Raw genomic sequence first — 13,598 nt, 5'->3', positions numbered from 1 at the left:
GCGCCGCCCTCATCCCAGGAGCTTGCGTTTCCGCACCGGTGTCGGGCGCACGCGTTCCTCGATATGGTCGTAGAGGAGGCCTGCGATGTTCTTCTGCGTGGCGCCCTCGATGCCTTCGAGACCGGGCGAGGAGTTGACCTCCAGCACCTTCGGCCCGGCCTCCGAGCGCAAGAGATCCACGCCCGCGAGGTTCAGGCGGAAGGCCTTTGCGGCGCGCAGCGCGGTCTCGCGTTCGGTCTTCGAGATGCGCACCACCTGGGCCGAGCCGCCGCGATGCAAGTTCGAGCGGAAATCGCCCTCGGCACCGGTGCGCTTCATCGACGCCACGACCTTGCCGCCGACGACGAGGCAGCGGATGTCCTCGCCCGCGGCTTCCTTGACGAAATCCTGCACGAGGAAATTCGCCCGGAGACCCCGGAACGCGTCGATCACCGATTGCGCCGCCTTGCGGGTCTCGGCGAGGACCACGCCCTTGCCTTGCGTCGATTCCAGGAGCTTCACGATCAGCGGCGCGGTGCCCACGAGCTTGATCAGCGAATCCGTGTCCTTGGGCGAGGCCGCGAAGGCGGTGTTCGGCATGCCGATCTTGTGGCGCGCCATCAGCTGATGGGCATGGAGCTTGTCGCGGCTCGCGGTGATGCCCTCCGAGCCGTTCACGCAGAAGGTGCCGATGGTCTCGAACTGGCGGATCACCGCGGTGCCGTAGCTGGTGATCGAGGCGCCGATGCGCGGGATCACCGCGTCGTAGCGGGGCAGGCGGGCGCCGTCGTAATGGACCTCTGGCGCCATCGCGTTGATCGCCATGTAGCAGCGCGTGGTGTCGATCACCTCGACCGTGTGGCCGCGCTTCTCGCCTTCCTCGACCAGCCGACGGGTCGAGTAGTTGTTCTCGCGGCTGAGAACCGCGATCCGCAGCGCCCGGTTCGGCGCGGCGGCGCGCATCCGGGTGGAGCTGTAGACGTCGTAGCTGAGCTCGGGCTGCAGGAAGCGTTCGGCCGCGACGATCGTGATGTCCTCGCCGAGCGCCTCGCGGCCCAGAAGCATGCGGCTCGCCATCCCGGCGCGGTTCGTCAGCGTCAGCTCGATCGGCCAGGCACGGTCGCCCACCTTCAGCTCGGCGGCGATGACGTAGCGGCTCTCGCTCTCGCCGTTGGACGAGGTCACCATCCGCCGGTCGACGATCGGCGCGGAGCAGGGGATGGTCAGGTCCTCGCGGCCCGGCACGGGATGCACCGTGAAGCGCACCTTGGGCTTCGAGGCGGGGCCGAAGCTCTCGATCTCCGAGGCATGGAGCGCCGAGGTCCGCGCGCCGGTATCGACCTTGGCCTTGAGCGCGGGCAGGCCGAGCCCGGGCAGGGACACCCATTCCTCCCAGCCGAAGCGCAGGAGATCGGAAAAATCGGTTTGGTCGTCTGGCATGGGGATCGCGCCTTCTGTCTCGATGGCCGCGGGCTCTTGCGGCCCGGTCGGTGAGGCGGATCAGGTGGCGCCGGGCGACCGACCCGGCACGGGGCCTAGTCGTTGATGTCGTGGCGCACGATTCGGGCCTGCCCGCTCGGTCGGCGGAACAGGTAGCGCAGCACGGCCCAGCTGACCAGCGACAGCACCGCAAAGAGCGTCAGGAGCGCCGCAAGCTCGAGCGTGAGGCCGAAGAGCAGGAACACCCCCACAAGCGCCGCGCCAATGGCGAAGCCGAGAAAGAGGAAACCCGGCAGCACGATCTCGACCAGCGCGATCAGAAGCGCCGCCGCCCACCAGGCCCACCAGAGGGTCCAGATCGCCATGTCAGCTCCTCCCCTTGAGCATCTGGAAGGCGTTGCCGAAGGCCTCGAGCGCCTGCGCTGGGACGACGATGGTCTGCTTGCCTTCGCCCGCGCCGAGCGCGTTCAGCGCCTCGACCTGTTTCAGCGCGACCTGATACTGCGCGCTTTCGATCCCGTGCTCGGCGATGGCCTGCGCGACGACGCCGGTGGCGTAGGCCTCGGCATCCGCGAGGATGCGGCGCGCCTTGGCGGATTGCTCCGAGGCGTAGAGCTCGGCATCGGCGGCCAGCTCCACCGCGCGTTTCTTGCCCTCGGCCTCGGTCACCTGCGCGCGGCGCGCGCGCTCGGCGTTGAGCTGCTGGAGCATCGCGGCGCGGGTCGCCGCATCCAGGTTGACGTCCAGAAGCTCGGCCCTCGTGACCTCGATACCCCAATCGTCCACGACGGCGAAGATCTGCTCCTTGATGGTCTGGGTCAGGGTAGAGCGGTTCGACTGCACCTGGTCGAGCTCCATCTTGCCGATCTCGGAGCGGACGATGCCCGCGACCGTGGTCGAGATCGCGGCGTCGATGTCGCGGATCCGGTAGACCGTCTTCTCGGGCTCGATGATCCGGTAGAACACCGAGGTATCGACCTGCACCAGCACGTTGTCCTGGGTGATCGCATCCTGCGTCATGGTTGGCAGCTGGCGCTCGAGGATCGAGATCTTGTGCGCGACCCGGTCGAGAAACGGCACGATCAGGTTGATGCCGGGGGCGAGGACCGCGTGCAGCCGTCCGAATCGCTCGACGACAAACTGCTCCGATTGCGGCACGATCTTCACGGCCTTGAGCACCGTGACGATGATGAGCAGGGCGAACAGCCCGAAGAGAATTGTGGCGGGGGGAATTTGATCGAGGGGCATCAATACCAGTCTCCAAAAAACACAGACACCATCTGTGCAGAGTTTCAGGACAATGCAACAGATGGCGGAGCGGGACGGCGTCTCTCGAGCGCGCCGCGGTCGCGGAGGCGGGCATAAAGGTGCCAGCTGGCATGCCCGAGGATCGGCAGAACCACGAACAGCCCCAGAAAGAGCGGCAGAAGCGCGGCCAGCGTGGCGATGCCGATCAGCGCCGCCCAGGCGAACATCACCAGCGGCGCGGCTCGGACCACCCGCAGGCTGGCCAGCATCGCGGTGACGACGTCGACCTCGCGGTCGAGCAGCATCGGCAGGCTGATCACCGTGATCGAGAAGAGAAGGAGCGCGAAGACCGCGCCGAAGGCCAGCTCGACCGCGATCATCGTGAGCCCGTCGCGCGTCAGGTAGGCCGAGAGCGCGTCGGGCGGGCCCATCATCGCCGAGGGGCCCATGAAGAGCGCGAAGAGCATATGCGCGAAGAAGCTCCAGAAGAGCACATAGATCAGGATCAGTGCCCCTGCCCAGGGGATCTGGCGGCTGCGCTCCTGCCAGACGATCCCCAGCACCTCTCCGGCGCGCAAGGACTGGCCGGAGGCGCGGCGGCGGCTGACATCGTAGAGCCCGACCGCGAGGAACGGGGCCAGCATCGGAAAGCCGAGGGTCAGCGACAGGGTCCAGGTCAAGAGCCCGGCGCCGAGCTGCACCAGCACCAGCCCCGCCAGGACGTAGACGCCCGCGAAAAAGACCCCGTATTGCGGGGCGGCGCGAAAATCCGCGAGCCCTGCGCGCAAGGCCGCGCCCAGATCCTCGAACCGTGCGGCTGTCTCCTCTGTCCCGGTCATCTCGTGTCCCTCCCCAAGGCCTGTCCGCTGCCAGTATAACGCCGAAGGGCCTCACCGGCCCACGCCCGATTTCACGCCTTGCCGGAACGCGGGGGATGGGGCAGGAGACAGGGCATGAGCCGCTTTTCCTTCACCCTCTCCGCCCGCTCGGGCCGTGCCCGCACCGGTGTGATCTCGGCCCCGCGCGGCGAGATCCGCACGCCCGCTTTCATGCCCGTCGGCACCGCCGCCACCGTCAAGGCGATGCTGCCCGAGAGCGTCCGCGCGACCGGGGCGGATATTCTCCTGGGCAACACCTACCACCTGATGCTCCGGCCGGGGGCGGAGCGGGTCGCACGGCTCGGCGGGCTCCACCGCTTCATGAACTGGGAGCGACCGATCCTGACGGATTCGGGCGGCTTCCAGGTGATGAGCCTTGCCGATCTGCGCAAGCTGACGGAGCGCGGCGTGACCTTCCGCAGCCATATCGACGGCTCCAAGCACGAATTGACGCCCGAGCGGTCAATGGAGATCCAGCGCCTGCTCGGATCGGACATCGTCATGGCCTTCGACGAATGCCCGGCCTTGCCCGCGGATCGCGACCGGATCGCCGAGAGCATGCGGCTCTCGATGTGCTGGGCCGAGCGGTCGCGCGATGCCTTCGGCGACCGTCCGGGCCACGCGCTGTTCGGGATCATGCAGGGCGGGCTCGAGCGCGATCTTCGCGAGGAGAGCGCCGAGGCGCTGCGCGCCATCGGCTTCGAGGGCTACGCGATCGGTGGCCTCGCGGTGGGCGAGGGACAGGAGGCGATGTTCGGCTGTCTCGACTACGCGCCGGAGCTGCTGCCCGAGGATCGCCCACGGTACCTGATGGGGGTCGGGAAGCCCGACGATATCGTCGGCGCGGTAAAGCGCGGCGTCGACATGATGGATTGCGTGCTGCCCACCCGCTCGGGCCGGACCGGACAGGCCTGGACGCGGGGCGGGCAGGTGAACCTCAAGAACGCGCGCCACGCCGACGATACCCGCCCGCTCGACGCCCAATGCGGGTGTCCGGCCTGCCGTGGCTATTCGCGCGCCTACCTGCACCATGTCGTGCGCGCGGGCGAGATGATCGCGGGCATGCTGCTGACCTGGCACAACCTCCATTATTACCAGAAGCTCATGTCCGGGATGCGCGCGGCCATCGCCGAGGATCGCTTCGCGGAGTGGGAAGCGGGTTTCCACGCCGCGCGGGCCGAGGGCGATATCGAGCCGCTCTGAACGGGCTTGGGGGCGGCGTTTCGGGTCGGAATTTCGGCGAGACTTTGCCGAAAACCTCAGGTTTAGGGCCGTGCTATCGGATATCCGCGCGATGTTTTCGCCTTTTGGGGGCGACCGCTCTAGATCAACAAGAGTCATAGAGACACTACACGAAGGACATCGATCCCATGAAGAAGATTGCAACCGCCCTCCTGCTGACCTCGGCCTTCGGCCTGAGCGCCTGCGCGAACATGACCTCCGACCAGCGCTACGCAACCGGCGCGCTCGCTGGCGGTGCCGCAGGCCTGGCCGCGGGCGAGCGCCTCGGCGGCAACAGCACCGAGAAGGCCGCAGCGACGCTTGCTGGCGCGGCCATCGGCGGGGCTGTCGCCTCCAACTCCGGCCCGGCACCGACGCGCAGCTGCGTGTATCCCAACGGTCAGCCTGCCCCGTGCCCGGTCGGCTACTGATCGTCGGGTCGCATCAAGACTGACGAAGGGGCCGGAGCGATCCGGCCCCTTTTTCGTGACGGCACCGGATTTCGAACCGAAATCCGCGCGATTTCCGGATCGGAAATCGGCGCCGAGCTCAGAGGTCGCGCAGAAGAATAGGCAGCGACGCCCGCAAAAGCGCCTCGCCGCCGGGCCGCCATCCGAGCGCGCGAAGTCGCGAGCAGTCCAGCACGTTCGGCGCTCGGGCGGCCCGCGACGGCGGAGGGTGAGGGCAGTCCGTCAGCATCCGGACGTCCGACAGCAGATCATGGCGATCGAGGAGAATATCCGAGCAGTGCACCGCTCCGGTGATCTGCGGATTCTCCAGAAGCAGAAGGACCGCCGCTGCCAAGTCCTCTCCGTGCACCTCGCTGGCCAGCCGCGGCTGGATAGGGCGTCCGGCCAAGTACTCCGTGAACAGCCCGCGCCACTTGTTCGCGTGCCCCGGTCCGTAGACCCCGGTGGCCCGGAGCGACGCCGATGACAGCGACAGGCGGGCGAGACGGGCCTCCGCCTCGGCTTTGATGCGGCCATAGCTCTCGGTCGGGCAGGGCGCGAGATCCTCGGCCAGGACCGTTCCCGGAGGGTAGCCGTCGAAGACGGCGCGCGAGGACAGAAAGACGATCCGCGTCACGCCCTGCCGCTCGGCGGCGTCGAAGAGCGCGGAACTGCCGTCGAGATTGAGCGCGCGGAACCTCACCGGATCGCCTCGGTCTCCGCCCCGGTAGCGCCCGGGCGCGTGATCGAAGGCGCAATGGACCAGAGCCTCCACCCCGGTCAGGTCCGGATCGGGCCCGCCAAGCGTCCAGCCCGGTCGCCCGAGCGGCAACACCTTATGGCTTGCGCGAAGAAGCGCCCTTGCGATGAACCCGCCGACAATCCCGCCCGCGCCGGTCAGCGCGACGCGCATGGAGGTCCGGGCAGGGCGGAGAGGTCGGGTGTCTCGCCTCGGGCGTAGCTTTGCCAAAGCGCGATCAGCGGTGCGAGTCGATCGGCCTTGGCGTGATCGGCCCAGGGCTTTTCATACTGGAAATGCAGAACCCGGATCGCCTGCCAGTCCCAGAGCTCGGGCAGGTTGAACCAGACATATTGGAGCATGTTGTCGAAGACGGGCAGCCCGTGCCAGTCGGGGAAGAAGTCCTGCAGGAAGCTCTGGTCCGTGCGCCGCCAGAACGCGTCCGGCCGGTCGAGCCGCGCCATCATCGCGTCGAAGGTGGCCTGCGAAGGGCGCGCGGTGAAGACGCCCGAATTCATGCGATGGAAATCGCCGAGGCTCTCATAGACATTCGGCGCGGCGGAAAACTCGGGATAGTCGAAGAGCCGGTCGATGTTGCGCAGGACCAGCGTGTCGGCGTCGAGAAAGACGACGCGCTCGTGCGGCAATTGCCAGAGCCGCAGCTTGGCGAAATTGTCGAGCGGCGTGTGGAAGGCCGGCTTTTCGCCCTTGGTGAAGGGTGCCACGCCGTGAATGCGGTCCCGGGCATGGGCGGCGTTGAACTCGTCCGAGGTGGGCAGGAGCGCTACCTCGTGGAGCGTGGCGCGCTCTGCCAGCGGCAGAAGCGCCTCGCGCGGCACGCCGCCGGTGTGCATGACGATCCGCTCGGCGGTGCTGCCGGTGGCCGCAAGCGAGTTCAGGAGCGCTTCTGCGCCGCGCGCGAAATCGGCATTGGTGACAAGGGTGACGTAGGCGCGCCGCATCGGTCAGATCGTGTCGGAGATGAATTCGAGGAGCGTGCCGTCGGGGTCGCGGAAATAGACGCTCGTGCCTTGCCCGCCCGCGCCGTTGCGGGCGACGGGGCCGAGCTCGATCGCGACGCCTACGGACGCCAGATGCGCCTCGGCTTCTGCGATGGGGCCGTCACAGGCGAAGCAGAGATCGCTGCCGCCCGGCGGCACCGGGACACGGGCCAGAGGCGTCGCGTCGACGCCCGGACCGTGGCAGTTGAGCTGCGCGTCGCCGAAGCGATAGGCGAAGCCGGGACCGCGGCCGCAGAACGCGTTAGACCGGCCCCAGTCCGTGACATGGATCACCGCGTGGTCGATCCGGACCTTGGGCGTCACGAAACGCTCCGGATGGCCGTTCCCTCGGGGTCCTGCTCGACCCGCGCGGCCAGGTCCTTGGTCCAGGCCGAGACGGCGGGCACGCGGCTCCGGTCGATCCGGTGGGCGTATTTGCGCGCGACGTCCACCACTTCCGACAGAAGCCCCTCGGCCAGCGTCGTCGGCTCGAGACCCAGCGCCAGGAACTTGTCGTTCTGGACGATCAGGTCGTTCTCGGCGGCTTCCTTGCGCGGGTTCGGCAGGTAGGCGATCCGCGCGCCGGCGATCTTGGCGACGAGCTCGGCCAGATCGCGCACCCGGTGGGTCTCGGTCATCTGGTTGAAGATCTTGACCCGGTCACCGCTTTTCGGCGCATCCGACAGGGCCAGCTCGATGCAGCGCACGCTGTCGCGGATGTGGATGAAGGCGCGGGTCTGTCCGCCCGAGCCATGCACCGTCAGCGGGTAGTCGATGGCGGCCTGGATGAGGAAGCGGTTCAGCACCGTGCCGTAATCGCCGTCATAGTCGAACCGGTTGACCAGCTGCTCGTGCCGCGCGGTCTGATCGGTATGCGTGCCCCAGACGATGCCCTGATGCAGATCGGTGATCCGGAGGCCATCGTTCTGCGCGTAGAACTGGAAGAGGATCTGATCGAGCGACTTGGTCATGTGATAGACCGAGCCCGGGCGCGTCGGGTAGAGGATCTCCTGCTCCTTCTTGCCCGAGGGCGTGTCGATCTCGACATCGAGATAGCCTTCGGGGATCGGAGCGCCGACCGAGGAGTAGCCGTAGACGCCCATCGTGCCCAGGTGCACGATATGCGCGTCGATGCCGCTTTCGACCACGGCGGCCAGAAGGTTATGCGTCGCGTTGACGTTGTTGTTGACGGTGTAGACCTTGTGGCGGTCCGATTTCATCGAATAGGGCGCGGCGCGCTGCTCGGCGAAATGCACGATGGCGTCGGGCTTGTGGGTCGCGAGCCATTGCTTCAGCCGCTCGAACTCCTTCGACAGGTCGAGCAGGTGGAAATGGATCGTCTCGCCGGAGACCTGTTTCCAGATCCGGCACCGCTCCTGGATCGAATCCATCGGGGTCAGGGATTGAACGCCGAGCTCGGTATCGATCCACCGCCGCGACAGGTTGTCGATGATGTGGATGTCATGGCCTTGGGCCGAGAGATGGACGCTGGTGGGCCAGCCGCAAAATCCGTCTCCCCCGAGAATGGCGATCTTCATGTCAGGTCTCTCCCATAGGGTCCGTTGGGGCGGGGCTACTGCTCTGCCCTTGGTCTGTAAAGTAAATGTTAGATGACGCGCGGCCAGTTGCCGGATCCGGGCGGGAACCCGGCGGGGCGGCGCATTGTTGTCTCTGCAAAGCCCATCCGGGCGCAAAGACAAAGGAGAGTTCCCGTGGATACCATGGAGACCGAAAAGCTGTTCACCCCGTTCAAGGCCGGTGAAATCGAGTTGAAGAACCGCATCGTGATGGCCCCGCTGACCCGCAACCGCGCCAAGGCCGAAGGCGATGTCGTGGGCGATCTGCATGTGCGCTACTACACCCAGCGCGCCGGTGCGGGCCTGATCATCACCGAGGCCACGCAGATCTCGCCCGAGGGCAAGGGCTATGCCTGGACCCCCGGCATTCACTCCGACGCACAGGTCGCGGCATGGAAGCGCGTGACCGATGCCGTGCACGAGGCCGGCGGCAAGATCGTCCTGCAACTCTGGCATGTCGGCCGGATCAGCCACACCTCGCTGCAGCCCGACGGCCAGCAGCCGGTCGCGCCTTCGGCCGTGCGGGCCGAGGCTCCAACCTTCGACGGCGAGAAGATGGTGGACGTCTCCGAGCCGCGCGCGCTCGAGGCCGACGAGCTTCCGCGCATCGTCGAGGATTTCCGCAAGGCGGCCGAGAACGCCAAGGCTGCGGGCTTCGACGGCGTCGAGATCCACGCGGCCAATGGCTACCTGCTCGACCAGTTCCTCAAGGACGGTCCGAACCGCCGCGAGGATGCCTATGGCGGCAGCATCGAGAACCGCGCCCGCCTCGCCTTCGAAGTGCTCGACGCGGTCAAGTCGGTTTGGCCCGCGGGGCGCATCGGTATCCGCCTGTCGCCCTTCTCGGGCGCCAATGACGCGCATGACAGCGATCCTGCCGCGCTGGCGCGCTACATGATCGAGCGCCTGTCCGGGCATGGACTCGCCTATGTCCACATGATCGAAGGCCAGACCGGCGGTCCGCGCGACTGGCCCGAGGACCTCGATCTGCGCGAGCTGCGCGACCGTCTCGATGCGGCCTGGATGGGCAATAACGGCTACGACCGCGACCTCGCGATCGAGCGCGTCGCGAACGGCGACACCGATCTGGTGGCCTTCGGCGTGCCCTTCATCGCGAATCCCGACCTCGTCAAACGGCTCCAGCGCGACGTCGAGCTGAACGAGGCCGATCAGGACACGTTCTATGGCGGCGGGGCCGAGGGATATACCGATTATCCCTTCCTGGAGCAGGCGATCATGGACCGTCACGCCTCTGCAGCCTGACCTTCGCGACCGTATCGCTCGCGCAAACGTGTGGCGGGATCCCGCCACACGTAATTTTTAGGGATTATAAACTAATTTTTTGTTAGCTAATGTGGCGCGCGCGATGGATTATCCGGCGCGTGGTTTAGGAAGTGCCTTACGGTGGGAGGTCGTATGCTGGATTCCATGAAGCAGGTGACGCTGGACATTGAGGAAGCGCGCAAGCATGGCGTTGATATCGATGTCAAAACCGCGATGCTGATGTCCTTTTCTCCGGATTGCATAAAGCTCCTCTCGACCTCCGGCGACCTTCTCTTCATGAGCCGCAACGGCACCTGCGCGATGGAAATCGCCGACCCCGCTCCGCTCTACGGGCGCAAGTGGTGGGACCTCTGGCCGGACCAGGAGCGGGATCGGCTGCGGGATGCGGTCGACCTTGCCGCGACCGGGCGGACCGTGAATTTCGTGGCCGAGTGCCCGACGGCCCGGGGCACGCCCGCCTGCTGGAACGTCATGGTGGCCGGGGTTCCGACCTCCGACGGTCAGGTCAAGGAGCTTCTGGCGATCTCGGTGATGACCGAGGAAGCGCCCTCCGAGCTCTTGGTGACCTGAACGCGCGTTCGACGCGGGACCATCTCGATAGCTTCAGTTTTACGGGTAATTCGCTTCCGGAAAGGACGCGATGGCGCGATGATCGTGCCATCGACCTGTCCAGAAGGTGCGCGATGCTCGACCGTTCCGACCAAGGCCACATGCCTGCGACCCCCGATCAGGAGCGCCTCGATGCGCTCGGTCTGGACGCCGAACCCGCGCTCGTGCGGCGTATGGAACAGTCGCGCGACTGCATCAAGCTCCTGCAATCCGACGGCACGATCGAATACATGAGCCATAACGGCCTCTGCGCGATGGAGATCGACGATCTGTCCGTCGTGCTCGGCAAGGTCTGGTGGACGCTCTGGCCGGAAGAGGTCCGCGAGACGCTGAAACAGGCGGTCTCGGCGGCGTGCACAGGGCGCATGGCCAACTTCGTCGCCGATTGTCCGACCGCCAAGGGACATCCGCGGCGCTGGGATGTCACGGTCACGGGCCTCGTCGGCGCCAGGGGCGCAGTCGAGGAGATCCTCGCGGTCTCGACGCAGACCGAGGATCGGGCCCGCCCCCTTCGCGTGATCTGACGGCGATCCGTCCGGACGCGGCTTGCGGCGCTCCTCCCCTTGCGTCCGCCGGACGCCCGCGCCATGCTCGCCCAAAGCCGGTCGCCAGCTTGAATTAGCCCCCTCGCGACACCAGCTTTACTATCCGAGAAGGGGACGGCGAGCGTTGCCGCGACGCGGGACCAGGCCGTTCTGCCAGATTTAAGGAAAGCGAATGCAAGAGCCTCTCAACACATCCTATCCGGTGCTGCCTCTCCGCGACATCGTGGTGTTTCCGCACATGATCGTGCCGCTCTTCGTGGGCCGCGAGAAATCGGTGCGCGCGCTGGAAGAGGTGATGGCCCATGACAAGCAGATCCTGCTCGCCAGCCAGATCGACCCGTCCGAGGACGATCCGGCCGATGACCGCATCTATCGCGCGGGCGTCCTGGCCAATGTGCTGCAACTCCTGAAACTGCCCGATGGCACCGTGAAGGTTCTCGTCGAGGGGCAGGCGCGCGTGCGCATCACAGAATATCTGGAAAACGACCGCTTCTTCGAGGCGCAGGCCGAGTATCTCACCGAGATGCCGGGCGACGCGACCGCGATCGAGGCGCTGGTGCGCACCGTCGCCGACGAGTTCGAGCGCTATGCCAAGATCAAGAAGAACATCCCCGAAGAGGCGCTCTCGGCCGTCAGCGAGACCACCGAGCCGGCGAAGCTTGCCGACCTCGTGGCCGGGCATCTCGGGATCGAGGTGAACCAGAAGCAGGAGCTTCTGGAAACCCTCGCCGTGTCTGACCGGCTCGAGCAGGTCTACGGCCACATGCAGGGCGAGATGTCGGTTCTGCAGGTCGAGAAGAAGATCAAGACCCGCGTCAAGAGCCAGATGGAGCGGACCCAGCGCGAGTACTATCTGAATGAGCAGATGAAGGCCATTCAGAAGGAACTCGGCGACGGTGAGGACGGCCAGAACGAGGTCGCCGAACTGGAGCAGCGCATCTCCGAGACCAAGCTCTCGAAGGAGGCCCGCGAAAAGGCCGAGGCCGAGGTGAAGAAGCTCAAGAACATGAGCCCGATGTCCGCCGAGGCGACCGTCGTGCGCAACTATCTCGACTGGATGCTGTCGATCCCGTGGGGCACCCGCTCGCGCGTCAAGAAGGACTTGGGCCGCGCGCAGCAGATCCTCGATGACGACCACTACAGCCTCGAGAAGGTGAAGGAGCGGATCGTCGAGTATCTCGCGGTGCAGCAGCGCTCGAAGAAGCTGAAGGGGCCGATCATGTGCCTCGTCGGCCCTCCGGGCGTGGGCAAGACCTCGCTCGGCAAGTCGGTCGCCAAGGCCACGGGACGCGAGTTCATCCGCATCTCGCTCGGCGGCGTGCGCGACGAATCCGAGATCCGCGGCCACCGTCGGACCTATATCGGCTCGATGCCCGGCAAGATCATCCAGGCGCTGAAGAAGGCCAAGACCACGAACCCGCTCATCCTGCTCGACGAGATCGACAAGATGGGTCAGGACTTCCGTGGCGACCCGGCCTCGGCGATGCTCGAAGTGCTCGATCCCGAGCAGAACTCGACCTTCGTCGATCACTACCTGGAGGTGGAGTACGACCTCTCGAACGTGATGTTCATCACCACGTCGAACTCGTACAACATGCCCGGGCCGCTTCTCGACCGGATGGAGATCATCCCGCTCTCGGGCTACACCGAGGACGAGAAGACCGAGATCGCGAAGCGCCACCTGATCGGCAAGGCGGTCAAGAACCACGGCCTGAAGAAGACCGAGTTCGAGATCACCGACGAGGCTCTGACCGACGTGGTCCGCTACTACACCCGCGAGGCGGGCGTGCGGAACCTCGAGCGCGAGATCGCCAAGCTGGCCCGCAAGGCGGTGACCCTGATCGTGAAGAAGGAAGCCGAGAAGGTCGTGGTCACCCCCGAGAACCTTCCCGATTTCCTGGGTGTGCGGAAGCATCGCTACGGCCTGGCCGAAGAGGACAACCAGGTCGGCGTCGTGACCGGTCTGGCCTATACCTCGGTCGGGGGCGACCTTCTCCATATCGAGGCGCTGCGCCTGCCGGGCAAAGGCCGGATGAAGACCACCGGCAAGCTCGGCGACGTGATGAAGGAGTCGATCGACGCGGCGTCGTCCTATGTGCGGTCGATCTCTCCCCAGATCGGGGTGAAGCCGCCGCGCTTCGAGAAGTGGGACATCCACGTGCACGTGCCCGACGGCGCGACGCCCAAGGATGGTCCGTCGGCGGGTCTGGCGATGGTCACGGCCATCGTGTCCGTGCTGACCGGTATCCCGGTGCGCAAGGACATCGCCATGACCGGCGAGGTGACGCTGCGCGGCAACGCGAGCGCCATCGGCGGGCTCAAGGAGAAGCTGCTCGCGGCTCTGCGGGGCGGGATCAAGACGGTTCTGATCCCCGAGGAGAACGAGAAGGACCTGGCCGAGCTGCCCGACAACGTGAAGAACGGGCTGGAAATCATCCCGGTCAAGCACGTCTCCGAGGTGCTGAAGCTCGCGCTGACCCGCGAACCCGTCGCCGTGGACTGGGATGAGGAGGCCGAAGAGGCCGCCGCCGCAGCCAAGGCCCAGGCCGAGACCGAGATCGGCGCAACCGCGCACTGATCGGTCAAAACGCCGGAAATCAGCCGCCCCGGACGCAAGTTCGGGGCGGT

Annotated in this window: 14 protein-coding genes; 6 read left to right on the top strand and 8 right to left on the bottom strand. The window is 66.3% G+C overall.

Annotation, left to right across the window (positions count from 1 at the left end):
* Positions 1-9: 9 nt before the first annotated feature.
* From rimK to ACFQ4E_RS05870, 4 genes are all read right to left on the bottom strand, one after another.
* Complete coding sequence (rimK, locus tag ACFQ4E_RS05885) at positions 10-1,419, bottom strand: 30S ribosomal protein S6--L-glutamate ligase (protein WP_386802007.1); 1,410 nt, start codon at positions 1,417-1,419, stop codon at positions 10-12.
* A gap of 95 nt (positions 1,420-1,514) precedes the next feature.
* Positions 1,515-1,784: a hypothetical protein gene (locus tag ACFQ4E_RS05880; RefSeq protein WP_386802006.1), complete on the bottom strand. Its 270-nt coding sequence runs from the start codon at positions 1,782-1,784 to the stop codon at positions 1,515-1,517.
* Between the two features lies 1 nt (position 1,785).
* Positions 1,786-2,667 carry an SPFH domain-containing protein gene (locus ACFQ4E_RS05875; RefSeq protein ID WP_386802005.1) on the bottom strand — a complete coding sequence of 294 codons (882 nt, stop codon included), beginning with the start codon at positions 2,665-2,667 and terminating at the stop codon, positions 1,786-1,788.
* A 44-nt stretch (positions 2,668-2,711) separates the two neighbouring features.
* Positions 2,712-3,506, bottom strand: coding sequence for a DUF2189 domain-containing protein (locus ACFQ4E_RS05870; protein WP_386802004.1), 795 nt, complete (start codon positions 3,504-3,506; stop codon positions 2,712-2,714).
* Positions 3,507-3,620: 114 nt separating this feature from the next.
* On the opposite strand from ACFQ4E_RS05870, the gene tgt reads away from it, so the two are divergent.
* Entirely contained in the window at positions 3,621-4,748 is a 1,128-nt protein-coding gene (gene tgt / locus ACFQ4E_RS05865; protein WP_386802003.1) for a tRNA guanosine(34) transglycosylase Tgt, read from the top strand.
* Between the two features lie 167 nt (positions 4,749-4,915).
* On the top strand, positions 4,916-5,197 hold the full coding sequence (locus ACFQ4E_RS05860; RefSeq protein ID WP_386802002.1) for a glycine zipper 2TM domain-containing protein: 282 nt from the start codon (positions 4,916-4,918) through the stop codon (positions 5,195-5,197).
* 118 nt (positions 5,198-5,315) lie between these two features.
* Here ACFQ4E_RS05860 and ACFQ4E_RS05855 read toward each other — a convergent pair whose 3' ends face one another.
* Genes ACFQ4E_RS05855 through ACFQ4E_RS05840 form a run of 4 tightly spaced genes read right to left on the bottom strand, consistent with a single transcriptional unit; the run spans position 5,316 to position 8,493 of the window.
* Complete coding sequence (locus tag ACFQ4E_RS05855; protein ID WP_386802001.1) at positions 5,316-6,128, bottom strand: NAD-dependent epimerase/dehydratase family protein; 813 nt, start codon at positions 6,126-6,128, stop codon at positions 5,316-5,318.
* The gene (locus tag ACFQ4E_RS05850; RefSeq protein ID WP_386802000.1) at positions 6,113-6,916 is read right to left on the bottom strand and encodes a putative nucleotide-diphospho-sugar transferase; all 804 of its coding nucleotides are present in this window, start codon (positions 6,914-6,916) and stop codon (positions 6,113-6,115) included. The genes ACFQ4E_RS05855 and ACFQ4E_RS05850 overlap by 16 nt, the downstream gene beginning before the upstream one ends.
* 3 nt (positions 6,917-6,919) lie before the next feature.
* Entirely contained in the window at positions 6,920-7,279 is a 360-nt protein-coding gene (locus ACFQ4E_RS05845; RefSeq protein WP_386801999.1) for a VOC family virulence protein, read from the bottom strand.
* A complete protein-coding gene (locus tag ACFQ4E_RS05840; protein WP_386801998.1) occupies positions 7,276-8,493 on the bottom strand; it encodes an NAD-dependent epimerase/dehydratase family protein in 1,218 nt (405 codons plus the stop codon). The genes ACFQ4E_RS05845 and ACFQ4E_RS05840 overlap by 4 nt, the downstream gene beginning before the upstream one ends.
* A 183-nt stretch (positions 8,494-8,676) precedes the next feature.
* Between ACFQ4E_RS05840 and ACFQ4E_RS05835 the strand changes: the two genes are divergently transcribed.
* From ACFQ4E_RS05835 to lon, 4 genes are all read left to right on the top strand, one after another.
* Positions 8,677-9,795: an alkene reductase gene (locus ACFQ4E_RS05835; RefSeq protein ID WP_386802070.1), complete on the top strand. Its 1,119-nt coding sequence runs from the start codon at positions 8,677-8,679 to the stop codon at positions 9,793-9,795.
* Positions 9,796-9,948: 153 nt separating this feature from the next.
* The gene (locus ACFQ4E_RS05830; RefSeq protein WP_386801997.1) at positions 9,949-10,386 is read left to right on the top strand and encodes a PAS domain-containing protein; all 438 of its coding nucleotides are present in this window, start codon (positions 9,949-9,951) and stop codon (positions 10,384-10,386) included.
* A 113-nt stretch (positions 10,387-10,499) separates the two neighbouring features.
* The gene (locus ACFQ4E_RS05825; RefSeq protein WP_386801996.1) at positions 10,500-10,949 is read left to right on the top strand and encodes a PAS domain-containing protein; all 450 of its coding nucleotides are present in this window, start codon (positions 10,500-10,502) and stop codon (positions 10,947-10,949) included.
* 193 nt (positions 10,950-11,142) lie between these two features.
* Complete coding sequence (gene lon / locus ACFQ4E_RS05820) at positions 11,143-13,548, top strand: endopeptidase La (RefSeq protein ID WP_386801995.1); 2,406 nt, start codon at positions 11,143-11,145, stop codon at positions 13,546-13,548.
* Positions 13,549-13,598: the final 50 nt, after the last annotated feature.

Source organism: Litorisediminicola beolgyonensis (assembly GCF_042679605.1).
Taxonomy (GTDB): domain Bacteria; phylum Pseudomonadota; class Alphaproteobacteria; order Rhodobacterales; family Rhodobacteraceae; genus Litorisediminicola; species Litorisediminicola beolgyonensis.
The sequence above is the reverse complement of the archived record's forward strand: the minus strand, read 5'-3'. Positions and strand labels throughout refer to the sequence as shown.